Below are 24,399 nucleotides of genomic sequence, written 5' to 3'. Positions count from 1 at the left end.
CTTCGTCGGACGCGGGAACGACGGGCGTTTATAGCAGCCCGTGCGCGGTTCCGTCGAGGCCGAGATCGCCGTTCCCGCCGCCCGGGGCGGCGGGCGGCCGAACGGGACGTTCACTCCCCGCCGGCGTTGCGGAGGATCGCTGCGACTTCCTCCGACACCGTGTTGTCGCGGCCGCCGATCCTGCCGAGCGCGGCGTCGACCGGCGAAACGCCGAGCGCGTCGACGATATCGACCTCGGCCCCGTGGTCGATCAGGTACTGCACGACGCGTGCCCACCCGAACTTCACGGCGCCGTAGAGCGCCGTCTGCCCCTCGCGCTCGGTCATCGTGCTCGGGCGCGCGATACGCGCCGTCCGGCTCGTGATGTCCGTGACGCGCGCGTTGACGTCCGCGCCGGCCGCGAGCAAGAGCTCGAGCGTCGCGATCGCGCGGCTCTCGACGTCGCCGCCGTAGTCGGCGCTGCGGTCGCGGCCCGAGACCCCCATGCCGGCGGCGGCCATCAGCGGCGTCACGCCCATCACGTTCGGCAGATCGACGAGCGCTCCGTGCTCGAGCAGCGCCCGCACGGCCTCGACGTCGTGCCCGATCGCGGCCCGGAGCAGCGGCGTGGCGCCCGTCGTCAAAAGGTCGTCCACGAAGCGTCCGATGTTTCCGCCGCGGCTCGGCCGATGCATGTTCAGCTGCGGGTTCGGATCGACGCCCGCCTCGAGCAGCATCCGGATCACGTCGATCGCGTCGACCTCGCCGCGCTCCTCGGGCGGCGGCGTGGGGCCGCGGGAGTTGAACGAGCTGATGTCCGTGGCGATGTAGAGCGCCGTCCGCCCCCACCAGTCCGAGTAGTGCGGGTTCGCACCGCGCTCGAGCAGGCGCTTCGCCGTCTCGAACGCGAAGTTGTCGATCGCGATCATCAGCGGCGTCACGCCGTCCGGGTTGGGCCGATCGATGTCGGCCCCGGCGTCGAGGATCGCGTCGACGCAGGCCGTGCATCCGGAGCGGGCGGCGTAGAGCAGCGCCGTGAGACCGCCGGTCGGCCGATACTGCGCGCGCGGCTCGGACGTGACCTGCGTGGCCCAGTCGTTCGCGAGCGCGCGCACGTGCACGTCCGCGCCGTGCTCGATCAGAAGCCGCGTGATCTCCGGCTGGCGGGCATCGGCCGCCCACATCAGCGCCGTCTGGCCGCGCCATGCTTCACGCGCGTTCACGTCCGCGCCGTGCTCGATCAAGATCCTCGCGGCCTCGAGCGCGCCCGCGCGGGCGGCGAGCATCAGCGCCGTCTGCCCGTCCTGGTTCGGCGACTCGACGTCGGCGCCAGCCTCGAGCAGCGTCTCGACGAGACCCGCATGGCCGACCTTCACGGCTTCGGCGAGCGGGCTCGAGCCGTAAAGGTTCACGGCATCCGCCTTCGCGCCGCGCTCGAGGAGCACGGACACGAGCTCGGGATCGATCCGGTAGACGGCCCAGTGGAGCGGCGTCGTGCCGTCGCCCTGGGCGGCGTTGACATCGGCGCCCGCGCGGATCATCTCGAGCGCGGCTTCGCGGTCGCCCGCCTGAATCAGATCCGCGAGGCTCTCGTCCGCGGCCGCGGTGGAGACCGCGGCCCAAGCGACGACGACCGACGCGAAAGCCGGGATTGCGCGCGGCATCAGACGATGTCGTGCGAAAGCGTGTTGTGATGTGCCCATAGGCTCCTGTGAGCCGCGTCCAGAAACGCGAGCGGATCGTCGAATTGCCGGCCGAGCCCGTCCATCACGCCGGCCGCGAGCATGTCCTCGGCGCTGTAGCCCTTCCGCAGCAGCTCGACCGTGCGCTCGAACAGCGTGAGCATCAGATCGTGCTCGGCCTGCACCTCGGCGCGGCCGATCACCGGACCGTAGCTCGGAACGAACCGGGTTTCGGCATCGCTGATCTCGAGCAGCATCGCGAGCGCATCGACGCGCCCGCCGATCCAACCGCCGCCGAACCAGTCGAGCTCGGGGTCCCGAACGGGCGACACGGCGCCGCCGACCGCCATGACGTTCGCGTCGCGGAAGAACACGTAGATGTCGCCATCCGTGTGCGCCTCGAGCAGATAGCCGTGCTCGATCCGCTCGCCGCCGGCGACCGTCTCGCCGCGCGTGTAAAAGGTCTCCGTGGGGAGCGCTTCCGGGGGCAACGGCTTCTCGTAGCGATCCTCGGCCGGCACGTAGTAGCCGACGGCGAGGCGCTGCCGGGTCTTCTCGTGCGCGACGATCGTCGCGCCGGCCCGTCCCAAAGCCGCGTTCGACCCGACCTGCTCGCGATGCCAGTGCGTGTTGAACAGCGTGCCGACGCGCTCGCCGCCCGGAAGCCCGCCGAGCGCGGCGAGCAGCGCGTTCCCGGCGGCCTCGGCGCCGCTGTCGACGAGCACGTGCCCCTGCGCAGTCGCCTTCGCGACGACGTTGCCCCCGGCGCCGGCGATCACGACGATACCGTCGGCGACGGGGGTGACCGAGAGCGCTTCCGCGGCGAAGGCCGCGCGCGGCGGGCAGCGTAGCGCGGCCCCAGCGAGCGCCGTCAATCCGCTCTTCAGCAGCGACCTGCGGTTCATCACGCCGAACGCGATCGCTCGATCTTCCGCGCCCGATGCGCGGGCGCCCGCGTTCTCGACGGCATCTCAGACTCCGGCGATCTCGCCGGTGCTGTCGGCGAAGCTCGCGAGCTCGAAGCCGACCTTGTTCAGCACCGTGAGGTGCAGATTCGCGAGTGTCGTGTGCTCGGGCAGCTCTATGTGCCTGCCGCCTTGCAACGTTCCGCAGCCGCCCCCGACGAGGAGGGTCGGCAGCGGATAGTTGTTGTGCCGGTCGCTGTTGCTCATGTTCGACCCGTAGAGCAGCATCGAATGGTCGAGCAGCGTGCCTTGGCCGTCCGGGATGGAGTCGAGCTTCGCGAGAAACTCCGTGAAGCGCTCGACGTGATAGCGCTGAATGCGCACGAGCTTGCGGAGCCGCTCGAGATCGTTCGCGTGGTGCGACAGCGGGTGGAACGCGTCCGGCACGCCGATGTGGTTGTACGTGCGGTTCGTGCCTTCCGCCACCATGATGTAGGACGCAACACGCGTGAGGTTCGCCTGAAAGGCGAGCGCGATCAGATCGAACATCAGCTTGACCTGCTCGTCGAACGAGTCGAGCTCGCCGATCGGCGCTTCCGGCACCTCGATCCCCGAAAGGTCGCGCCGCTCGGCCATCTCGATGCGCCGCTCGATCTCGCGCACGGTATCGAGGTAGCGGCCGAGAATCACGCGGTCGCCGGCGCCGAGCTTGCGCTCGAGCGCCTTCGTCCGGTCGGCGATCAGGTCGAGGAGGCTCTTGGTCTGCCGCGCGACGGCCTCGCGCTCTTCCGGCGTATCGCCTTCGCCGAACAGCCGCACGAAGACCTTGCGCGGGTTGAACTCCATCGGCAGCGGCGACGTCGGCGTACGGAACGACAGCGTGGAGCTGTAGTAGCAGCCTCCCCTGCCGACCGAGCATGCGGCCGCTTGAATGGTGTTCTCGGAGGCGACCTCGAGCGACGGCAGCGGCGTCTCCTGCCCGATTCGGCCCGCGATGATCTGGTCGATCGTCGCGGCCATGCTCGCGCCGCTTGCGTCCGTGTCGGGCCGCACAGCGCTCAGCCACGTCGCCGGCACGAGCGTGTGCACGGAATTCCGCGCCGCCTTGTTCTCGAGGTTCGAGAACGACGCGACGTAACGCTTGAACGGCTCGAGCGGCTCGAGGATCGGGCTCAAGCGGAAGCTCTCGCCGGCCCCGCTCGGCGTCCACTGGTCCATCTCCGGGCCGTGCGCGGTGTTCCACATGATCGCGCCGTGCGGAATATAGAAGAAGCCGACGCGAAGCTGCGGCGCGGCGGCGGTGTCGGCGAGCGCCGTGGCGGCGGGGATCATCGCGTCGAGCAGCGGCAGCCCGACCGCGACGCCCGTCCCTTTGAGAACCGTTCGGCGGGAAAGGTGCTTCCTCGTGAGAAACATGACCTGACTCCTGCTCAATCGGGCGTTGCAGCCGCCGACGTCGCGACGCCGGTCGCGGCAGTTGCGGCAGCCGCGACGCGCGCCGGATCGGTGTCGTCCCGCGGAGGCATCGCCTGCATCCTGAACGCGTCGCTCTTCACGATGCCGGCGACGATCGCCGGGAAGCGGTAGTCCTTTTCGGCGGCCTCGCGCACGACGGCGCGCACCTGCGGCATGTCGTAATACTCGAGCTTCCTGCCGAGCGCGTACTGCATCAGGCGCCGCGTCAGCGCCTGCACGAACTGGTCCTCCCGCCGGAGCAGCGCCTCGCGAAGCTCCACGGGCCCGGTCACGGAGACGCCGCCCGGGAGAACGGTGCTCGCGTCGATCGGCGCCTGCGCCTCCGTGTCGAAGTCGCGCCACCGCCCGGTGACGGTGAAGTTCTCGAGCGCGAGGCCGTAAGGGTCGATCACGCCGTGACACCCATTGCACGTCGCGCTCTGGCGATGCGCCTCGAGGCGCGCGCGGATCGTCTTCGGGCGCTCGCCCTTCGGCGTCGAGAGATCGGTCTCGACGTTCGGCGGCGGGGGCGCGGGCGGCGTGCCCATGATCTTCTCGAGCACCCAGGCGCCGCGGAGCACCGGCGACGTGCGGTCGCCGTAGGACGTGCGCAGCAGCACGGCGCCCTTGCCGAGCAGCCCCTTGCGGGCCTCGTCCTCGAGCGTGACGCGGCGGAACTGCGCGCCGTGCACGCCCTCGATGCCGTAGTGCTCGGCCAGCCGCTCGTTCAGGAACGTATGATCGGCCGTGAGCAGATCGCGCACGTCGCGGTCCTCGAGCAGAATGCTCGCGAGGAAGAGCCGGATCTCCGTCGCGAAGTCCGCGCGCAGCTCGTCGCTCCACTCGGGGAACAGCCGGGCGTCCGGTTCGACCGCATCGAGGTCGTCGAGATCGAGCCAGCGGAGCGCGAAGTCCGTGACGAGGTTCTCCGCGCGGGGATCGGCCAGCATCCGCTCGACCTGCGCTTCGAGCGTCGCCGGCTCCCGGAGCTTGCCGGCCTCGGCGAGCTCGAGCAGCTCGTCGTCCGGCCCGCTGCTCCACAGGAAGAACGAAAGGCGCGACGCGAGCTCGAGATCGTCGAGCGCGAAGACTTCGGCGTCGGCCGCGTTCTCCGGCGGCGTGATCGCCCGATACAGGAAATCCGGGCTCGCGAGCACGGCGGTGACGAGCTGCTCGACGCCGGCGTCGAAGCTGCCGCCGTCCGCGCGGCCGGCCTCGTAGAAGGGCATGAGCCACGCGAGGTCGTCCTGCGTGACCGGCCGCCGGAAGGCGCGCCGCGCGAGACGGGCGGCGATGCGCTCGGCGCACGCGCGCTCCCGGGCCGGCACCTCCGGCTCGCAGATGAAAATCTTGTCGCGGCTCTCCGTGCGCGAAAGCTCGGTCGGACCGAACGGGCCCGCCACCTCGATCGGGCCGATCACGCGCGGAACCCGCATCTCGCCGACGTAGTTGAAGCCGCCGTAAGGCACGAATCCGCGAATGCGCGTGTCGGTGGCCGCGCGCGAGCGCTCGATGAAGGTGACCACGACCTCGTGCCTCCCCGCTTTCACGTGCACCGGAATGTCGGCGAAGCGCTTCATGATCTCGGCCCGGGCCGGCGCGCCGCCGCGATCGACGAACGCGAGATCCTCGGCGCCGCCGAGCTTCGCCCGGAACACCTCGTCGCGATCGATCAGGACGACGAGCGTTTGCTCGGTCTCGAGCGACCGCGGGTAGAGCCCGACATCGAGATCGGTGACCGTGATCCGGTATTCCCCGTCCGCGGGGAAATAGTGCTCGAACCGCGTGCCGCCGCGCGTGCCGAGCGGCATGCCGTCGACGTAGTCGTCCTGATCGCCGGCCGGCGGCGGGTAAGCCTCGCTCTGGACCTTCGGCTCCGGCGTTCCGACGGCGAGGCGGGCGATCGTGCGCGCGGCAGTGAGGTACTGCTCGAGGAACGTCGGCGAGACGCTCAGGGCCGCAGCGACGTTCGTGAAGCCGTCCACCTCGATCTCGGCCGGCAGAATCTCCTCCGCGTCGACCTCGACGCCGAGCAGATCGCGCACGGTGATCGCGAATTGCGTCCGGTTCAATCGCTGGATCGGCACGTGCCCGGCCGTTTGCGCCGGCGCGGTCGCGTCGATCGTGTCCTCGAGGAACGCCACGAACGCGTCGAGCTGCTCCTGCTCGGGCTGCGGGGCGCCCGGCGGCGGCATCAGGCGCCCGCGGAGCTTGCGCACCGCCGCCTCGAACGTCGCGGCATGCGCGGGGACCGATGCCGGCGTGAGACCCTCGAAGACGACCTCGCCCGCCCGGTCTACCGGGTTGTGGCAGTCCGTGCAGTAACGGTCGAGCATCGCCCATTGCCGCTCTGCGGATCGACCGATGAAACCGGCTCGGTATACGACGATGCCGGCGGCGAGGACGGCACCGCCGGCGGCGAGAACGCTGCCGAGGAAGAGCCGAGAACGTTTCATCGGCTCAAGGATAGATGTCGGGTCAGGGCCAGTCCAGCAGCCGCGTCGCGGACCCCGATCCCCCGCCGGTCCCGAGTCGGGCTCGCGAAAAAGAGGCGCACGCAGGCGGTCTGCGACGAGGTGGGGCCGGCTGCCCGATAGAGGGCATAATGCGCGCATCGAACGACGGAGACGACGGATGACGTCCACGGCCGGCCGCAAGGTCACGACGCAGCGCCTGCGGGAAATGAAGGCGAGCGGCGAGAAGATCGCCTGTCTCACGGCCTACGACAATCTCACCGCCGCCATTCTCGATCGCGCGGGAATCGATCTCATCCTCGTCGGGGACAGCGCCGGCAATGCGTTCGCCGGCCACGACACGACGATCCCGATGACCATGGAGCAGATGCTCTACCACACGCAGGTCGTAACGCGCGGCGTGAATCGCGCGCTCGTCGTCGGGGATCTCCCGTTCATGTCCTACCAGGTCAGCGAAGAGGACGCCCTGCGCAACGCGGGCCGCTTCGTGAAGGAAGCGCTGGCCGAAGCCGTGAAGCTCGAGGGCGGGGAGCCCGTCTGCCCGACGGTCAAGCGGATCGTCGATGCGGGCATCCCGGTCATGGGTCACCTCGGCCTGACGCCGCAATCGATTCACCAGTTCGGCAGCTACAAGGCACGCGGCGTCGCGGATGCCGAAGCCCGACGCATTCTGCGCGACGCGAAGGCGCTCGAAGAGGCCGGGGTCTTTGCGCTCGTGCTCGAAAAGGTGCCGGCCGCGCTCGCGAAGGAGGTCACGACGAGCGTCGACGTGCCGGTCATCGGCATCGGCGCCGGGCCGTTCTGCGACGGTCAGATTCTCGTGACGCCCGACATGCTCGGTCTCTTCACGAAGTTTCGACCGCGCTTCGTGCGGCGCTACGCGGAGCTCGCCGCGACGATGGAAGACGCGTTCCGCCGGTACGGCGACGACGTCAGAAGCGGCTCGTTTCCGTCGGACGACGAAAGCTACTGATTCGCTCGTCGCCCCGGCGCGGGCGGCCCTCGGGCCGAGAGCTTCCGGAGCCCCGCGCATCACGGAGTGTGACCGCGATCCTGTGGCCGCGCCGGTCCGTCGCCGATACTCCCCGCGTCGTCATTTCGGATGCAACGATGATGTTTCGCACGGCGCCTTGCATCGCGGCCGCGCTCGTCCTCTCCGGCTGTGCCGCGATGAGCGAGCAGGCCTGCCTGGTATCCGATTGGAGGACGGTGGGCTTCGAGGACGGCGCAGCCGGCCGGCCCGTCGGCACGATCGGCCGCTATCGCGAGGCGTGCGCGAAACACGGCGTCTCGCCCGATCTCGAGAGCTACCGCGCCGGTCATTCCGAAGGCCTCGAGGTCTACTGCCGGCCCGGCCGCGGGTTCGACGTCGGTCGCAGCGGGGGCCTGTACCGCGGCGTGTGCCCGGCGGATCTCGAGCCGGAATTCCTCGCCGCATATCAATCGGGCCGCCGGCTCTACGAGCTCGAGTCGAGCGTGAGCCGCATCGACGGCCTGATCGCGAGCAACGCGCGCGAGCAGGAACGCATCAAGCAGGAGCTGACCGAGATCGCGGCGTCCATCGCGAGCAGCGAGACGTCGACGGAGGAGCGCGTCCGGCTGGTGGCCGAGGCAGCCGAGCTCGGCAAGCGCCACGGCGAGCTATCGGCCGAGAACGACGCGCTGCGGGAGGAGCGCGCCGTCGCGGCCGCCGAGCTCGACGCGTACCGGCAAACGCTCGCCTCCGGATTCTGACGTTCGCGGCCGGGGGGGCCGCCTTCCTCGACCGTCCTTTGGTCACAGGCATGTCACGATCGCGGTGTTCTCCGATACCTGCGGCAACCTGATCCAGATCTACGAGCCGAAAGCGGGGAAAGGCTGAGGCGCGGCTGTCGTCGGCCGCCGTGCGGCCAACGCGCGCGACATCACCCTCCACGGAGCGCTGCTGCAGTACGCTCGTCCGCAGGAAAGAACGCCTCGATCGCGAGCTCGGACAGCGTGACGTCGAGCGGCGTGCCGAAAACCGTCGTGGTGCTGTAGAACGCGAGCTCGACGTCGTCGACGACGAGCCTGAGCGGCACCGCAATGCCCGCGTACTGCGAAATCGTGCTGACGTGAGCCGATTCGTGCGGCGCCGGGTAAGTCTCGAGCTCGTCGAGCAGTGCAGCGAGCGCCGGATCCGCCGTCGCTTCGATTTGCTTGCGCAGCCGATCGAACAAGTGCTCGCGCCACTCCGCGAGATTCGCGATTCTCGGCGCAAGCCCCTCCGGATGCAGGCTCAGCTTCAGCACGTTCAGCGGCGGCGCGAGGAGCGCGGGGTCGATGCCGGATAGGAGCGGCGCAACCGCATCGTTTTGCGCGACGAGATGCCAATGCCGGTCGATCGCAAGCGCGGGGAACGGCTCGTGTCCCTTCAGGACGAGCTGCACGACACGGTATGCAGCCGCGAGCTCTTCGTCGTTTAGGCGACGTTCCGGGAAACGCGGCGCATAGCCCGCGGCGACGAGCAGCGTGTTGCGCTGGCGGAGCGGCACCTCGAGCCGCTTGGCGAGGCGCAGCAGCATTTCCCGGCTCGGCGTCGATCGGCCCGTCGTCGCTCAGGCGATCGCAGTCGCAGCCATTGCGGAGGTTCAGCTCATCGGCATGCGGCGGGCGCGAGCCGGGATGACTCCGGCCGCGTCGTGACGGTCATGATTCGACGGCCGCCGCCGGCGCTGCCGGCGAGCGGCCGATCGGCCGCGCCCGATATCGTCCCCGAAACCCGGGGGACAACGTCGGCTTCTGTATCCGGCTGACGCGGGCGCCACCGCGTCTCGCCTCGGCTAGCGCGCCGTCGACGAAGCCGAGATCGTCGGCGCCGCGCTCGCGGCACTCCATGTAACCTCACCCGCCGCCCGCCGGTAATCGATACTGCGCGCAGCCGCCCGCGCTTCCCTGTCAGCCGATCGAGGATCGGCGGCATCCAACGGACTGGACGACGACTTGTCGGCGTCTCGGATGCCTGTCGTACGACATCGACACGACACCGAGCTCGATCACGCAATGAACCGGAGAACGTCGATGCGAGCCATCAACACTCACGGCAGTGCGATTTTGGCGGCGGCTTTGATTCCCTTCGTCGGGTGCACGATAGTGGACCCGCCGGCGCCGCAACTGCGGCCGGATGCGATTTACCTGGAATCGAGTCGCGGAGTCTGGCTCGATCCCGCCGTGCGCGATCAGGTCTTCTGCTTGGAAGGGCAGTACTTGGTGTGCAGTTTCGGCTCGGGCCGGCTCTCCGCGCAGTGGTGCCAGTGCCCGGCCTTATGAGCGGCCTGAGCCGAAGCCAGTGTGCCGGTGACCACCCTACTTGAGCTCGGTGAGCGCAATACGCCTCCCTGATTCAGCCGCGCGCTCGATTGCCGCGATGATCCGATGAACCGCCACCGCGTCTTCGAAACTTGGGGCCGAGCGAGCGCCCTCCCGCAGATCACGGGCCATCCTGGCGTAGACGCGGGCGACGTTCCCCGACTCTACGTCTTCAGGCCAACCGGCACGATACGACAGAGGGACCTCGAGCGGCTCGAATGCCTTCTCGTCGCCGCGCGCGCCTTCGACGGAGAGTCGAACCATCTGCGTGTGCCCGGACGAGCCCGAGATCCGGATGTCGCCCTCGGTGCCACTTATCTCCCAGTAGAGGCCATCGCCGTCTCTCGCCGCGCCGCCCCGATAATGGATCGAGATGGGAACGCCGGAAGCGAATACGCCGCTGACGAGCACTTGATCGGGGGCTGTTACGGGGAGCTCTTCCCCCGTATCGGCTACCAGCGCCACCGGACGTCGCACGGCCAACACGGCAGAAACTTCTGCGAGCTCGCCGAACACATCCCGCAGAGCGGCCAGCGTGTGGCCCACCGGGATAGTCAGCAACGTGGCGCCGTTGGATCGGTCGAGCAGGTAGGCCCAGGTTTTCCTGTCGGGGATGCTGCCGCCTCCCTGCAAAGCGCCGCCTCGCCCAACCAGCGTGGTGGATAAGATATCCCCTACAAAGCCGTCCGCGATCAGATGTCTCAGATATTCGATTTCCGGCGCGACACGCGCCTGCGTGCCTACCACGCCGATCACGCCACTGGCGCCAGCGAGCGCGGCCATTTCCTCGGCCTCCGCCAAATTCTTGCCGAGCGGCCATTCGCAATAGACGTGCTTTCCTGCAGCGATTGCAGCCTTCACGATCTCCAGGTGAGGCGGCACCTTTACGGCGACCGTGACGATGTCGACCTCCGGCGCCGTCACCAGCTCGGCGACGCTGGCGAACGCCCGAGGTAATCCGGTTGCGGCGGCCGCCGCTGCAGCGCTCGCTTTGCTTCTGTTGGCTACACCAACGAGCTCGAAGGTATCGGACAATGCTCGCAGGGCGGGAATGTGGGTTCGTGCAGCCCAACTTCTGCCCGGCTCGACGCCGACGATTCCAACCCCAAGGCGGTGTTTCGGCATGGCGTTCCGTGCTCGTTCTTCTCACGAAGTCTGCAAAATACGCCCGTCCGATCCATGCGAAAATCCCCAAATTCGCGGACGGTGTCTGAGATTTCGCACAGATCGTGAATTGGGAAGACATCCGCCATTTCCTCGCGGTGGCGCAGAGCGGCACGCTCTCCGGCGCCGCGCGCAAGCTCAAAGTCGATCACGCGACCGTGAGTCGGCGACTTGCCGCGCTCGAGGCGGCTCTCGACGTTCGGCTGGTCGATCGGCTGCCGCGAGCATGCCGCCTCACGGCAATCGGAAGGAATGTGCTCGAGCGCGCGATGGAAATGGAATCCGCGGCGCACGACATCAGCCGGCTCGCCAGGTCGGCACACGCTCCACTCTCGGGTCGGGTTACGCTCAGCGCTCCGCCGGTGCTGGTCACCCATCTGTTTGCCGAGCACGTGGCACGCTTCCGGAAAGATTATCCGGACATCCGGCTTTCCCTTTCGGCACAAGGCCAGCAGATCTCACTGAGCCGTCGCGAAGCCGACGTCGCAGTGCGCCTCGTGAAGCCGGTCGAAAAAGGGAACGTTGCGCGGAAGATCGGGAACATGCACTTCGGCCTCTACGCTCATCGGTCCTACATCTATCTGAGCGCGCCCGAAAGATGGCAATTCATTGCCCGTGGGGTGATGGATTTCGTGGTCGCTGTCGTATCCGAGCAACCCGATCTCTCGAGCCGGTAACGGCTCCGGCACTCGGCCGGCAGCGGATCGTGCGTATGAGCGCACGACGGTTCTGCGCGTCCGGCGCTGCTCGCACGTTCGATAGCACGTCAAACTTGACCTGCCCGTTCGTCCCGGACGAAACTATCCGCGCGCCGCAACCCTTAGCAGGTTTTTTCGCAGAACAACTAAAGAGTTGCGGCATAGCGACGAAATCGTTGTCTCGATCCATTGGATCGCCCTCGTGCGTGCTCGCGGCGCCGAGAGCGGTTCGAGGAGAAAGGATGCCCGTCCCTGGTGTCGAGGCCCATATCGACGACTTCAGTCGCCGGTTGGATGCGTGGCTCAGGCATACGATCTCGACCGCACACGGCTCGGAGGCGTTCGACCTCGCCTTCGTTTCGCACTTCACGACCGCCCCCGCGCAAGCGGCCGCTCCCGCTTCCGGAACGGAGGCTCCCGACGCCGCCGCCGCGCGGCCGCGCATCGAGGTGTGCTTCCAAGCCATCACGGCCGAGAAGCCCGATCGGGCGTCGCTCAACAGAGACGAGACGTTTCTGCTGACGTATCTGCTCAGAGTGACCGCTGCGGACGCCTTCGCGAGCCAGCGAATCTACAGCGCAATTTATTTTGCCGCTCACGAGAGCGCCGACTTCGACATCGCGTCGCCGCCGAGGCAGGGGGCAAGGGCGATCCTGCCCGCGCTCGACGGCGGTCCGGCCACGCTCGCTTTGACCGCGCGGCTCGTACGCAGAGAGCGGGCCTCGGCGCCCGGCATCGTCACCCATCCTCTCGAGGTGCGCATGCGGCCGCTCGGACGCATTACCGGAAGGGTCGTCACGCGGGCGGGCGTCCCCGTCATGCGCGCCGAGATCGACGCGCGCTCGCTCGACAAGCGCGTGCTCTCGGATGCCGCCGGGCGCTTCACGATCTCGGGCGCGCCCGCGAAGGGGACGCTGTCGCTGACCGTGCGAGCCCGCGACAGATCCGTGGATGTCTCGGTCGATGCCGAGAAGCAGGCGGAAGTTCTCGTTGTGATACCAGAGGAGACGGAGCATGGCTGAATACCTGAGTCCCGGCGTCTACGTCGAGGAGGTCGAAAGCGGCGCCCGCCCCATCGAGGCCGTCGGGACCAGCACGGCCGGCTTCGTCGGCCAAGCGCCGAAGATCGATGCGCGCGTGAACGAGGCCGTGGCCGTGACGAATTGGACGCAGTTCCGCTCGCTGTACGTCGGCGAAAAGGACAAGTCGACGCCATTGGCACAGGCCGTGCTCGGATTTTTCCTGAACGGCGGCGCGCGTTGCTACATCGTCAATACGGGGCAGGACGACGCGATCACCGGCAACGGCAAGGGTCTCGACGTGCTCGAGAAGCTCGACGACGTCGCCATCATCGCCGCGCCGGGCAAGACGGACGCGAAATCCTATGACGCGTTGCTGACCTCGGCGGAGAAAACGGGCGACCGGTTTGCGATCCTGGATTCCCCGCTCCACGTGCCCGACATCAACCGGTTGACGCAGGTCGCACGCGTGAGCGCGAAACCGCCGGAGGACGCGGAAGCTGAAGGCTCGAAAGGCGGGCTTCGCGCCCGCGAGTCCCCGCAGGGCTGCGGCGCACAGATCGCGTGCGGCATCGTGACGCGGGACGCGCTCGATCCGAATCAGATCATCGAAACCTACCCGTCGGGCTACGTCGCCGGCATCTATGCGCGCACCGACTTCCGCCGCGGCGTGCACAAGGCGCCGGCCAACGAGATCGTGCGCGGCGCGCTCGACGTGACGCAGCCGATCACGAAAGCGGATCAGGCGGTCCTGAATCCTGCCAGCGTGAACTGCCTGCGGTTCTTCTCGCGCGAAGGCGTCAAGCTCTACGGCGCGCGCACCTTGGCCGCCTCGTCCAGCGAGAACCGCTACGTGAACGTCAAGCGGCTCATGATGCTGATCCGCCTTTCCATCGAGCGCGGCACGGGCTGGGTCGTGTTCGAGCCGAACGATTACTTCCTGTGGGCGAAGATCAAGCGCGACGTCTCGGCGTTCCTGACGATCCTCTGGCGGCAAGGCGCGCTCATGGGGGCGACGCCCGAGGAGGCGTTCTTCGTCAAATGCGACCGCGAGACGAACCCGCAAGAGACGATCGATGCCGGACAGGTCATCACGGTCATCGGCGTCGCCCCGGTGAAGCCGGCGGAATTCGTCATCTTCAAGATCGGTCAGACGCCGTCGGGCGCGTACCTCGAAGCCGCATGACGCCGCGTTCGTGCATGAGCGATCTACATTCGTACGCGAGCGGCCTATAAAGGAGACAAGCCGTGCCAGAAGCTGAGAAGCAGTCCGCGACGGTCGCGAGGCTCGAGCCCTTGCGGAATTACAACTTCATCGTCGACCTCGGCGCCGGCGATCGCGTGCTCTTTACCGAATGCTACGGGCTCGGCGCGCGAGTCACTCCGATCCGCTTCTGCTCGGGCGGCGCCGGAGAGACCGTGCGCTACCTGACCGGCCGCGTCGACTACAACGAGGCGACGTTCCGGTATGGGGTCACGCAGTCCGCGAGCGTCCTGTGGGACTGGTTCGAGGAGGCGAAGCGCGGCGTGGTCAAGCGCCGCGAAGTCTCCGTCGTCATGCTGCAACCCGACGGCGTGACGCCGGAATTCAACATCAATCTTTCCGGCGCATGGATCACGCAGCTCACCGCCCCGTCGCTGCATGCGGCCGGCACGGAGGCGGCCATCGAGGAGATCAAGCTCATCTACGAAGGCATTTCGAGAGACGCGTCGTCACGCTCCTGATGGGGCTGATGACCTGATGCGGGCGGAATGACGTGAACGACGTCGGCGCATTCGTCGCGCGATGGCTGCGTGCCGCCGCCGAGGCGCTCGAGCGACGCAGCGCGGGGCGAGCCGGAACCGACGGCGCGCCGGGGCGCGATCCGCTCGAACGAACGCTCGCGGCGCTGCGCCGCCGCTATCCCGACGCACCCGACCACTGGCTCCGCTTCGTTGCCGAGCGCACGTCGGGCCTCTCCACGAGCGACACTCGCGCGTCCACGGCAGCGGCTTCCGAGGCCGCGAGTCCGAACGATGCGGCAGGCAGCGCCGACGACGCGACGGCAGAGCAGCGGACCCGCGGCGCGCTCCGCACGCGCGAGCCGGCTCGCGCGGAGCGCGGAGACGAATCGCCGGCCCGACCGCCCGGCCGTGCGTCGGCCCACGCCTTGCGCGGCTCGCCGGGCGGCCCGGTGGGCGGCCCCGTTCGCGGCACCCTTGACGGCCCCGTTGGCGGCCCCGCGGATGGTCCGTCGCGCGTCGCGCGGCTGTCGGATCGATTCGTGGTGCGCCCGCGCTTCCGCCCCCGGGCCGCGGCGGAGCAAGGGCCGAAGGCGGGAGCCGGCCATGTCGCCGCCGCCGGCACCGGGCCGCGCCGGGACGGCCTTCCTGACTTTCGTCAGGTCGGGACGGCCGAAACGGCCGAACAGACTCCACGCGTATCGACTCGCTTCCGCTTCCCTGCCGGCTCCTCCGGCCACACCGGCTCGACGGACCCCGCCGGGAGCGCGCCCGGCTTCGGCCGGATCGCGCGGGCACACCGCGCCGAAGCCGACGCAACGCTGGCTCCGCCTCCCGATCGAGCGGCTTCGCCGGCCCGTCCGGCGCACTACGAGGCGGATCCCGTGCGACGGCGGGCAGCGCCGATGCACCGCCCGGCACCTGCCGCCGCGAGCGGCGCCGAGGCGAGCCGATTCGCACCCACCGCGGCCTCGACGGCGGCGCCGAATCGGGACGGCGGTACGCGGCGACAACCGCTGCCCGCTCGACCGCGGGCCGCTGAGCACCCGGCCGGCGAGTCGAGCCGACCGCCGCGATTCGAAACGCCGCCGCGATTCGAAACGCCGAGAACGCCGGCGGCGACGGCCATCGCAGCCCTCGCCAACGCCGTCATCACGGCGAGCAGGCCCGACGAGCCGAAATGGCCCGAGCTGCCCGCGAGCCGGGGCGCCGGTCCCGACGCCGGGCCTGCCGACGACGGCGCGCGATCGTACTTCGCCGAGCCGCTGCGCACGGAGAGACCGGATCGATGGAACGCGTTGCCTTTCTGATCGAGCAAACGGGCGAGCGCGTCTTCGCCATGGTCAATCCCGACGAGCTCACGTTCGAGCGCCAGTCGGGAGTCCGCACGCGTCAATGGCGCGACCGGCCGCTCGCCGCCGCGCACCGGTCCGACGATCCGATGATCCATGTGGGCGGCGGGATCACGGACCTCAAGCTCAATCTGCTCTTCGACGTGGACTTGCTCGCGCGCAGCTCGCCGTCGTTCTCGCAAGCGCCGGATTTTCGCACCCATCTGCAAGCGCCGCCGGCCGAGGCGCGAGCGCCCCTGTCGCTCCCGGTGGAGGGGGCGTCGAGCGAGAGCGACGTCACGAGAGCGCCGCCCGCGGCACCGCTCGCCGTCAAGGACGTCAGAGAGCTCAGCGGTCCGCTCTGGAGATTGACGGAGAACGGCGAAGGCGATGCCGCGTCCACGGGACCGCCGATCGTCTACTTCATCTGGGGCGCCGCATGGAACGTCCCGTGCGTCGCGCTCGCCGTCGCGGAGCGGTTCGATCAGTTCGCCTCGGACGGCACGCCGCTTCGCAGCTGGATGCGGATTCACCTGCGCCGCACGCGCTTGCCGGAGCGAGCGGCCCGTGCGCCCGATCTCTCGACAACGCTGACCACGTCGGCGAGCGCCCGTGCGCCGGCGTCGTTGCCGGAATCCGTCGTGTTGACGGACCCGACGTCGAGCTCACGGCCGGATCTGATTTGCGACAGCGTCTACGGCGACCTGCGCCTCCTGCATCCGCTGCTCGAGTTCAACGGCGTGGACGACTTCTGGTCTCTCGAGCCGGGGCGTGTCTTGCTGACGCCGCCGCCCGACGTGCTGCGGGGGAACACGCCATGAGCCGGCCGCGCGACGTCTTCGAGCCCGCGTTCTCGTTCCGCGTCGCCGGCGAAGCCGCCCCGGCTTCGTTCATCGAAGCGCTGTCGGGCTGGCGTGTGTCACAGCAGCTCTCGCAGCCGTCGGTCTGCGTGCTGCGCTTTCACGATCCCGACCCCTCCGGTGCCGACGCGCTGCGGCTCGGCGCGGAGCTCGAGCTCGCCGACGGCAACGGCGTTCGCATTTTCGCGGGCGCCGTGACCTCGATTCGCCGCGAGAGGCGCGCGGACGGCCTGCGCGTGCTGACGGTCCGCGCACGCGATGCGCTCGAGCAGCTTCGCCGGCGCCAGACGATGACCGTCCGCCGTCCCGACACGCTCGCGGGCGTCGTCACGACGCTCGTTTCCGGCCTCGGCCTCGAGGTTGCGATCGCCGTGGACGAGGACGGGCCGAAGCTGCCGCTCATGATTCAATGGAACACCAGCGACCTCGACTGGATGGCGACGCTCTGCGCGGCCTATGGCCGGTACTTCTCTCTCGAGGGCGGCACGCTTCGGCTCATGTCCCTCGAAGGCTGGAGCGGCCCCCCTATCGAGCTCGGCCTCGACGAGAACCTCTTCGAAGCGTCGATCGAATCGGACGCCCTCTCGCTCCGCACGGAAGCGACGGCGTGCGCCTGGAACCCGCTCAACGTCGAGACGTACAGCGCCTCGGCCCTGGATCTGACGCTCGACGTCGAGCGCGACTGGGAGACCGCGCCGGCGAGCCTGAAGGAGATCGGCAGAGACATCGTCGGCGGCGCCGGACCGCAAAGCGAAGACGTCGTGTCGCGGGTCGCGCAGGCCGATCTCGAGCGGGCCGTGAAGCGCGCCTACCGCTTCGAAGGGCTCGCCGAGGGCGACGCGCGCCTCAAGCCCGGCGCTCGGATCGCGCTCAAAGGGCAGCGTGACGGCCTCGAGGGCGAATTCGCGTTGACGCGCGTCGAGCATCGCTACGCCGCGGAGAGCGGCTATGTCTGCGCGCTTTCCTCGGAGCCGCCGGCGGACCCCGAGCGGCGGATCGGACCCGCCATCAGCGTCGGGGTCGTGAGCGATACGAACGATCCGGCACGCGCCGGCAGGGTCAAGGTCCGGCTCAAGGCGTTCAAGGACGCCGAGTCGGATTGGCTCAACGTCTGCAGCTTGGGCGCCGGGGCGAGCAAAGGATTCGTGCTGCAGCCCGAGGAAGGCGACGACGTGCTCGTTGCATTTGCGAACGACAATCCGGCGCAGGGCGTCGTGATCGGTGGCCTGTTCGGCGCCCATCCGCTGCACGACGACGACGTGGGCCAGAACCGGCCGCGGCCGTGCTCGCTGCGCACGAGCGGCGGACAGCTGCTGCGCCTCGACGACCAGCAAGGCGCCATCGAGCTCAAATCGCGCGGCGGCGTCTTCGACCTCGATCCCGACGGGGTCGTGCTGCAGAGCGAGGCGGATCTCCGCATCGCGGCGCCGGGCCGGCGCATCACGATCGTTGCCGACAGAATCGACTTCCGGAGAGGTTAGCGGATGCTGGTCCTGACGAAAGACGCCTACTTTCTTTGCGAGCACGAAGGCCGTGCCGACCCCAAAGCGCGGCAGTCGTTCGTTCGCATCGAGGACGTGCCGGTGCTGGTCCACGGCGATCCCGTCGGCCGCACGATACATAACTGCAAGAACTACAATCCGCCCGCGGGCATCAAGCCTTGCCTGAAGACGCTGAAGGTCGACAAAGGGTACTCGGCCTTCGTGCGCATCTCCGGGCGGCCGATCTGCCTCTCGTCCGTCGAGGGGTTGACGGACGGGACGCCGCCCGGACGGGTGCATTACTCCGTGCACCGCAGCGGGCAGAATTGGGTGAGCGGCGAATGAACGCCGCCGCGAAGCTCCGGACAGTGCGCTTCGACCTGCCGTTCGATGCGGGCGGCGGCGAGGCGTCCGCCTCGGCGGGGTTCCAGCTGTCCGCCTCGGGCGGGCTCGCGCTGCTCGAGGGCTCGGCCGCGATCCGGCAGGCGATCATGATCCTGCTGTCCACGCGCCCCGGCGAGCGCCTCATGCGCCCGGACTACGGCTGTCCGTTGCATCGGCTCGCGTTCGAGCCGAACGACGCCGCGACCGCGGGGCTCGCGATTCACTACATACGCAGCGCGCTGACGCGATGGGAGCCGCGCATCGACATCCTCTCGCTCGTCACGGAGCCCGGTGCCGACATCGACGCCGAGAGCGGCCGCCTCGCCGTGCGCCTCGAGTACCGCGTGCGCGCGACGAGCGAGATCGCGTCGATGCAGCTCGATCTCGATCTACAAGGGCGGGACCTCGATGCCGTTTCCGACGCCTAACCTCGACGACCGCTCTTTCGAGGAGCTGGTCGCGGCCGCCGTCGATGCGGCGCACCGCGCCTGTCCGCAATGGACCGACCGCTCGCCGGCCGACCCGATGATCGCGCTGCTCGAGGCCTCGGCGTTCCTGACGGATCTCTTGATCTATCGCGTCAACCGCATGCCCGAGAAGGCGTATGTTGCGTTCCTGAATCTCATCGGCACCACGATCGCGCCCCCGTCGGCGGCCGTCGCCACGGTCCGCTTCACGCGCAAGAAAGACGTCAAGGGCCCGATCGAGATTCCCGGCGGCACGCGCATCAAGGCCGGCGGGGCCGACCTCACGTTCGTGCTCGCCAAGGGCGTGAGAATCGCGGAGCATGAGGAGTCGGCCGAGGCGCGCGCACTGCACTGCCGGCTCGTCGAGGGCGAGCTGCTCGGGGTCAGCAACGGCGCGCCGGGCCAAGTGTTCACGCTCGCGCATGCGCCCGTCATCGCCGACACGGGCGACGGCCTCGACCTCGTCATCGGCGTCGAGGAGCGCGGCGACCTCGGCGAGAAGGCGCGCTCCCGAGAGTTCGGCGGCAAGGCGTTTCGAGTGTGGCAAGCCGTCGAGGCGTTCTCGCAACCCGATCCGAGCTCCGAGACGTACGTTTGCGACCGCTACGAAGGACGCGTGCTGTTCGCGCCGGCCGTCCAGAACGGCGGCGAGCCCGGGGATCACACGGGCCGCGCGGCGCTCGCGCGTGTGCCGCCGCGCGGGATGGAGATCCGCGCCTGGTACCGCTGCGGCGGCGGCGCGGCCGGCAACGTTGCCGCACACCAGTTGACCGGCTTCGACGGCGGCGACTTCGGCGTCACGGTCGACAACCCGGACCGCGCCCTCGGCGGACGCGACGCCGAGTCGCTGCAGTCGGCGCTGGCCCGCGGGCCGCACGCGCTGCGCGCGATGGACACCGCGGTCACGGCCCGGGATTTCGAGCGCGCGGCTCTCGCGACGCGCGTCGCCGCGCGCGCCCGCGCCTTCGCTCGCTCGCAGGTCTGGCGTCACGGAGAGCCGGGCACCGTGGAGATCCAGCTCGTCCCGCACGTCGACGAGAACATGCCGCCGGCGCAGCGCTCGCTCGCCGCGACGCTCGAGGCGCACCGCTCGCCCGAGCTGCTCGAGCGCGTCCAGCGCGTCGTCGCGGCTCGCACGCCGCTCGGCGTGAAGGCGCTCGTCGGCTGGAGTCGAACGCGCGCGATCGCGGTGCAGCTCAAGGCCGTCTGCTTCCGCGAGGAGAGTCCCGAGGCGGTCGAGAGGCGGCTCGAGGAGCGCATTTACGCGCTGATCTCACCGTTCGCGCAACGAGAGTTCGGGCAGCCGCTGCGCGCGTCCGACATCCACGAGATCGTGGCGCGCGAGCCCGGCATTCGCTACGTGGAGAAGCTGCGCTTCCTCGTCGAGGACACGCCGCGACACGCATGTGCCCGGATCCGGGCCGATTTCTTCCAGCCGAGAACCTGGCATGCCGTGAGCGGCGACGCGATCTACCGATCGATGGACGACGGCGACAGCTGGTGCGAGACGCTGCGCTTCGGCGACGGCGAGAAGCCCGTGCTGTGCGAGCCGCACCCGTCGCGACCGGGATGGCTCGCGGCGATCAGCGTGAAGCCGACCGGCGAGAGCGCGATCCATCTGTCGAAGGACTGCGGGGAGACGTGGCGCCGCGACGCGGCGGCCCTGACGTTCGGCGTCAACGACGCGGCCTGGTCCGCCGCCGCGGACACCGAGACGGAGCTCTATCTCGCGACGCCGAAGGGCTTGTTCGTCTACGCCGCGCTCGGCAAGGACGCGCCGAGGCGGATCGTCGTCATCGAGGACGACGACCAGTACGGCTTCTGGGCCGTCGCGACGGCGCCGCCGATCAACGGCGCCGCGGCCATCGCCGTGGCCGCGGGTCAGCGTAAGGGCGTATGGATCTCGACGTCGGGCGCGCAGTCGCACAAGTTTCGCCTGTCGGGACTCCAGAGCTCCGACGTCCGCGTGCTCGAAACGCAATGGCATGGCGGGCGCGCGTTCCTCTGGGCGGGGTTCGCGGCGGAGGCCGGCGCCGTGGGACAGGGCTGCGCGCGGCTCGAGCTGCGCGGCTTCGAGGACGATCCCGCGGGCTGGGTCGAGGTTTCGCAAGGCTGGAAAGGCGGAAGCTGCGAAGCGATCGCTTTCGCCGGCGAGCAGGTCTTCGCGGGCTCGAACCGCTCCGGCGTCTTGCGCACGGCGTTGCCGCACCTCGAGCAGGGCTGGATCGCGGGGCAGATCGACAACGGGCTTCCGATCCGCGACGAGCAGCGCCTCTGGCACGAAGTCCACGGCATCGCCGTGCGCGCCGAAGCCGGTAGCCCGCCGATCGTCATGGTCGGCGGCCCGGTCGGCGTTTTCCGCAGCCGCGACGGGGCCGTGACATTTCAGAACGCCGCGCGGACGACGTTCGACGATTACGTCGCGTTATCGGAAGGGTGGCTGTTCGCGTCCGCAGCGCACGAGATCGAGATCGTCTCCGAGGACACGCTGTAGCGAGCGCCTGGATGAAAGTGTAGCCAGCGATGAAAGCGGAAAAGATCGCGCGTCTCCTGCCCGAGATCTTCCAGGCGACGGTCGGCGCGTCCGGCCCGCTCGACGGCTTTCTCGCCGCACAGGAGAGGCTGCACGCGCCCTGCGAATCCGCGATCGACGGCTTCGCCGATCAGCTCGACCCGCGGCTCGCGGCGCCCGCTTTCGTCTACCTGCTCGCCCATTGGATGGACCTCGACTATCTCCTCGACGGCCCGTCCCACGCGCCGCGCTTCGCGGCCGGCGTCGGGCGGCTCCGCGAGTTGATTGCGACCGCGGCGAAGAACGCGCGCGAGCGCGGCACGGAGCGGACGCTGGTCCGGCTGCTCGAAACGGCCACGGGCTGCAACGGCTTCACGATCGAGACCGATTCGGGCAGCATCTTCCATTTCAAGGTGCATGCTCCGAAGGAAGCTCGTGCGTTCAGCGGTTTGATCAGCCGTATCGTGGCGGCGGAGAAGCCGGCCTTTGCGGTGTGCGAGCTCAGCTTTGCCGCCGCGGATGCGGAGACCGCGGCAGATCCCGCCGACGCGCCGACGACTTGACGCGCCGACAACTTGAAGAGGGCAACGACATGTCGAGCTTTACGATCACGACCCCGGAAGCTTCGGTAACCCTGCGCCCTTCGTCGGTCAAGCCCGGCGAAACGGCCAAAGGCACGGTGACCTACGGCGTCACGAACAAGACGGGCGCCACGATTCGCACGGGTCTGCGCATCAAGCCCAGCGAAGGCGCCCAGCAGGCCTGGTTCACGGTTCGCGGCGGCGACGAGCGCGACATCGCTCCCGGCGCGACGGAAAGCTTTTCCGTCGACCTCAGCGTGCCCGGCGTCCCCGCGCCGGGCGAGGGCGGCAGCCCGGGCTCCGGCGACGGTGGCTCCGGTACGAGCGAGGCCGTCAGCCCTGCGGGGTATCGGTTCGCCGCGGTCGCCGTGAATCTTCGCGACCCCGACAATGATTTCGAAACCGGATCGCCGATCGCGTTCCGCGCGCCGGCGCTCGAGCCGAAACCCGACCCCAAGATCAAGTGGTGGATGATCGCGGCGCCGATCGCCCTGCTGCTCGTCGTCGGTGGCGCGCTCTGGGCGTTGTGGCCCGACGAGCGCGTGACCCTCCCCAATTTCGAGGGCAGCTTGCTCGCCGAGGCCAGGAGCACGCTCACGAGCCAGGGCTACAGCGTCGAGGAGATCGCGCTTTCCGTCGGCGGACCCGAATTCGATCGGCAGCAGTTTTACGATCAGATCGTCACCGAGCAGACGCCCGAATCGGACGGCACCACGCCGATCGAGAGGCCCGACAAGGTGCAGCTCGGATGGGAGTGGAAGCCGAAAAAGGTGACCGTTCCGGACGTCGTCGACTTGGCGTTCGGCCCCGCCGTCAGCGAGATCGAGAAGGCCGGCTTGAGGTACGTCGGCGCCATCGGGCCGGCGGGCAATCCGCCGTCCAACCTTCACTACCCGGCCGTGGCGTCCGTCAGCCCCACGGGTCAGCAGGACGCCGGGACGGGGATTACCTTCACGATGAAATGGAAACAGGGCCTTCGGCTGGGGGACGTGGTGATCCTGCAGCAGCAGTTCGAGGTCGGCAAAAACAAGGTGACTCCAATGCTCCAGCTCCGCAGACCCCAGCAGTAGCCGCGCCGAGCTCCGATGAAGGTGCTCGTCGTCGTCTGCGCCGTCGTGCTGCTCCTGCAGATCGGGGCGCTCGGATTGAGCTTCGGCACCGGCGACGTCGATCACCCCGAAAGAGATCAGATCGAGGACGGCGAGTGGCATGCGGAGAACGAATTTCCGCTCGCCGCGAAGGCCGAGGCCTTCCTCGACCGATTCAGGCCGAGGCTGAAATTACCTTGGGACGAGCAATTCTTTGCGTCCGACGCCGCCTCTCCCGTGGCTTTCACGCACGGCGGCGAAGGCACCGAAGGACGGCGCGTAGCGAAATTCGAGCTCGTTGCCGGCACCGGGGCGTCGATCGCATACGCTTGCAGCATCGACAAGCCCGGCTTCGAATGCCCGCAAAGGATCTGCCTGTGCCAGCCCGATAAGCCCGTCGATGCGCTGGCCCGGGCGGCGTGCCCCTCGCTGCCGGCCGTGTGCCCGGCCGACGGCCACCTCGGCGAGATCGTCGTCTACGGCGAGACCGGCACCCTCGAGCTCCAAGGCCTAGGTGCCGCGGGCGGCACGGTTCGGCAGCGCTGACCTGAAGCTAAACCTCCCTTCTGGAAAGCTGTAAGTCGAACAACCTGGCGATACCCAAGATCGATGCGACCAGCGTCACGATGAGCCAAACGAAGGCGATGACGGCCGTGACGAGCGCGCCGACCGCGTCCGTGATGCTCGACAGAAATCCGGGCGGCCACGCGATGAGCATGCTGGTGAGCCACGTCGCGAGCATCGAAAGGCCGATCAGGATCACGAGTAGCTTGTTTTTCAAGTATCCGAGGTCGGTCAGCGCGAGCATGAACAGAAAGAACACCTTGAGCAGCATGATGAAGGAGAGCGCCTCGATCGCCCTCTGCTTCGGAAAATTCGCAAAGAGGTCGAGGTAGGCCAGCGTGCCGAAGGGCGCCGCGAACAGCAATCCGAGCATGAGCATGATCGCGAGAAACGCGGCGACGATCAGCAGGAAAGACACGACGACGCCGACGAGCGAGAGGATCAGACCCGCGACCGCGGCGGCTTTGGCGACCTGCGCCTTGAAGCGGAAATACCCGAGGCTCGTGACGACGACGAAATAGAGGAGAATGCCGTCGAGGAGCGCGAGATAGGGTCCGCCGAGCCCGGGTAGACTTTCGGGCATGCCCGCGGCGTTCCGCAGCAGCGCGAGCGTCGCGAGCTCGACCGCGACGACGAGCACGATGCTGAGCACGGCGAGGACGAAAAAGGGTATTCGCACGTTCGGAATTCCGCGGGCCGCTCTCGC

Annotated in this window: 21 protein-coding genes and 1 pseudogene; 15 read left to right on the top strand and 7 right to left on the bottom strand. The window is 68.8% G+C overall.

Annotated elements, in window-relative coordinates; genetic code table 11:
- Positions 1–110: 110 nt before the first annotated feature.
- The 4 genes from VF329_00235 to VF329_00220 form a co-directional block, all read right to left on the bottom strand.
- On the bottom strand, positions 111–1,643 hold the full coding sequence (locus VF329_00235) for an ankyrin repeat domain-containing protein (protein ID HEX7079427.1): 1,533 nt from the start codon (positions 1,641–1,643) through the stop codon (positions 111–113).
- On the bottom strand, positions 1,643–2,566 hold the full coding sequence (locus VF329_00230) for an MBL fold metallo-hydrolase (protein ID HEX7079426.1): 924 nt from the start codon (positions 2,564–2,566) through the stop codon (positions 1,643–1,645). The genes VF329_00235 and VF329_00230 overlap by 1 nt, the downstream gene beginning before the upstream one ends.
- Before the next feature lie 66 nt (positions 2,567–2,632).
- Positions 2,633–3,982 (bottom strand): DUF1552 domain-containing protein, encoded by a 1,350-nt coding sequence (locus tag VF329_00225; protein ID HEX7079425.1) that lies wholly within the window; start codon positions 3,980–3,982, stop codon positions 2,633–2,635.
- A 14-nt stretch (positions 3,983–3,996) separates the two neighbouring features.
- Complete coding sequence (locus tag VF329_00220) at positions 3,997–6,477, bottom strand: DUF1592 domain-containing protein (protein HEX7079424.1); 2,481 nt, start codon at positions 6,475–6,477, stop codon at positions 3,997–3,999.
- A 178-nt stretch (positions 6,478–6,655) separates the two neighbouring features.
- On the opposite strand from VF329_00220, the gene panB reads away from it, so the two are divergent.
- Both panB and VF329_00210 read left to right on the top strand, forming a co-directional pair.
- Complete coding sequence (gene panB, locus VF329_00215) at positions 6,656–7,468, top strand: 3-methyl-2-oxobutanoate hydroxymethyltransferase (GenBank protein HEX7079423.1); 813 nt, start codon at positions 6,656–6,658, stop codon at positions 7,466–7,468.
- Between the two features lie 137 nt (positions 7,469–7,605).
- On the top strand, positions 7,606–8,229 hold the full coding sequence (locus VF329_00210; protein ID HEX7079422.1) for a DUF2799 domain-containing protein: 624 nt from the start codon (positions 7,606–7,608) through the stop codon (positions 8,227–8,229).
- A 170-nt stretch (positions 8,230–8,399) separates the two neighbouring features.
- Here VF329_00210 and VF329_00205 read toward each other — a convergent pair.
- A pseudogene (locus tag VF329_00205) lies at positions 8,400–9,065 on the bottom strand (transcriptional regulator).
- Between the two features lie 469 nt (positions 9,066–9,534).
- Between VF329_00205 and VF329_00200 the strand changes: the two are divergent.
- Positions 9,535–9,783 carry a hypothetical protein gene (locus VF329_00200; GenBank protein ID HEX7079421.1) on the top strand — a complete coding sequence of 83 codons (249 nt, stop codon included), beginning with the start codon at positions 9,535–9,537 and terminating at the stop codon, positions 9,781–9,783.
- 36 nt (positions 9,784–9,819) lie between these two features.
- Here VF329_00200 and VF329_00195 read toward each other — a convergent pair whose 3' ends face one another.
- A complete protein-coding gene (locus VF329_00195; GenBank protein ID HEX7079420.1) occupies positions 9,820–10,947 on the bottom strand; it encodes a Gfo/Idh/MocA family oxidoreductase in 1,128 nt (375 codons plus the stop codon).
- 137 nt (positions 10,948–11,084) lie between these two features.
- On the opposite strand from VF329_00195, the gene VF329_00190 reads away from it, so the two are divergent.
- From VF329_00190 to VF329_00135, 12 genes are all read left to right on the top strand, one after another.
- Positions 11,085–11,663 carry a LysR family transcriptional regulator gene (locus tag VF329_00190; GenBank protein HEX7079419.1) on the top strand — a complete coding sequence of 193 codons (579 nt, stop codon included), beginning with the start codon at positions 11,085–11,087 and terminating at the stop codon, positions 11,661–11,663.
- 263 nt (positions 11,664–11,926) lie between these two features.
- The gene (locus VF329_00185) at positions 11,927–12,706 is read left to right on the top strand and encodes a carboxypeptidase-like regulatory domain-containing protein (GenBank protein ID HEX7079418.1); all 780 of its coding nucleotides are present in this window, start codon (positions 11,927–11,929) and stop codon (positions 12,704–12,706) included.
- Positions 12,699–13,889: a phage tail sheath subtilisin-like domain-containing protein gene (locus VF329_00180; GenBank protein HEX7079417.1), complete on the top strand. Its 1,191-nt coding sequence runs from the start codon at positions 12,699–12,701 to the stop codon at positions 13,887–13,889. The genes VF329_00185 and VF329_00180 overlap by 8 nt, the downstream gene beginning before the upstream one ends.
- 62 nt (positions 13,890–13,951) lie before the next feature.
- Positions 13,952–14,428 carry a phage tail protein gene (locus VF329_00175; GenBank protein ID HEX7079416.1) on the top strand — a complete coding sequence of 159 codons (477 nt, stop codon included), beginning with the start codon at positions 13,952–13,954 and terminating at the stop codon, positions 14,426–14,428.
- A gap of 1,285 nt (positions 14,429–15,713) precedes the next feature.
- Entirely contained in the window at positions 15,714–16,577 is an 864-nt protein-coding gene (locus VF329_00170; GenBank protein HEX7079415.1) for a hypothetical protein, read from the top strand.
- Positions 16,574–18,097, top strand: coding sequence for a phage baseplate assembly protein V (locus tag VF329_00165; protein ID HEX7079414.1), 1,524 nt, complete (start codon positions 16,574–16,576; stop codon positions 18,095–18,097). Before VF329_00170 ends, VF329_00165 begins: the two co-directional genes overlap by 4 nt.
- Positions 18,098–18,100: 3 nt before the next feature.
- Complete coding sequence (locus VF329_00160; GenBank protein HEX7079413.1) at positions 18,101–18,442, top strand: hypothetical protein; 342 nt, start codon at positions 18,101–18,103, stop codon at positions 18,440–18,442.
- Complete coding sequence (locus VF329_00155) at positions 18,439–18,909, top strand: GPW/gp25 family protein (GenBank protein ID HEX7079412.1); 471 nt, start codon at positions 18,439–18,441, stop codon at positions 18,907–18,909. Before VF329_00160 ends, VF329_00155 begins: the two co-directional genes overlap by 4 nt.
- Entirely contained in the window at positions 18,890–21,442 is a 2,553-nt protein-coding gene (locus tag VF329_00150; protein ID HEX7079411.1) for a baseplate J/gp47 family protein, read from the top strand. The genes VF329_00155 and VF329_00150 overlap by 20 nt, the downstream gene beginning before the upstream one ends.
- 29 nt (positions 21,443–21,471) lie before the next feature.
- Complete coding sequence (locus tag VF329_00145) at positions 21,472–22,023, top strand: hypothetical protein (GenBank protein ID HEX7079410.1); 552 nt, start codon at positions 21,472–21,474, stop codon at positions 22,021–22,023.
- Positions 22,024–22,052: 29 nt separating this feature from the next.
- The gene (locus tag VF329_00140; protein HEX7079409.1) at positions 22,053–23,111 is read left to right on the top strand and encodes a hypothetical protein; all 1,059 of its coding nucleotides are present in this window, start codon (positions 22,053–22,055) and stop codon (positions 23,109–23,111) included.
- A gap of 15 nt (positions 23,112–23,126) precedes the next feature.
- Positions 23,127–23,675, top strand: coding sequence for a hypothetical protein (locus VF329_00135; protein ID HEX7079408.1), 549 nt, complete (start codon positions 23,127–23,129; stop codon positions 23,673–23,675).
- 7 nt (positions 23,676–23,682) lie between these two features.
- On the opposite strand, the gene VF329_00130 is transcribed toward VF329_00135, so the two are convergent.
- Entirely contained in the window at positions 23,683–24,372 is a 690-nt protein-coding gene (locus tag VF329_00130; GenBank protein HEX7079407.1) for a hypothetical protein, read from the bottom strand.
- Positions 24,373–24,399: the final 27 nt, after the last annotated feature.

This window comes from Gammaproteobacteria bacterium, assembly GCA_036381015.1.
GTDB lineage: Bacteria > Pseudomonadota > Gammaproteobacteria > Steroidobacterales > Rariloculaceae > ZC4RG20.
The sequence above is the reverse complement of the archived record's forward strand: the minus strand, read 5'-3'. Positions and strand labels throughout refer to the sequence as shown.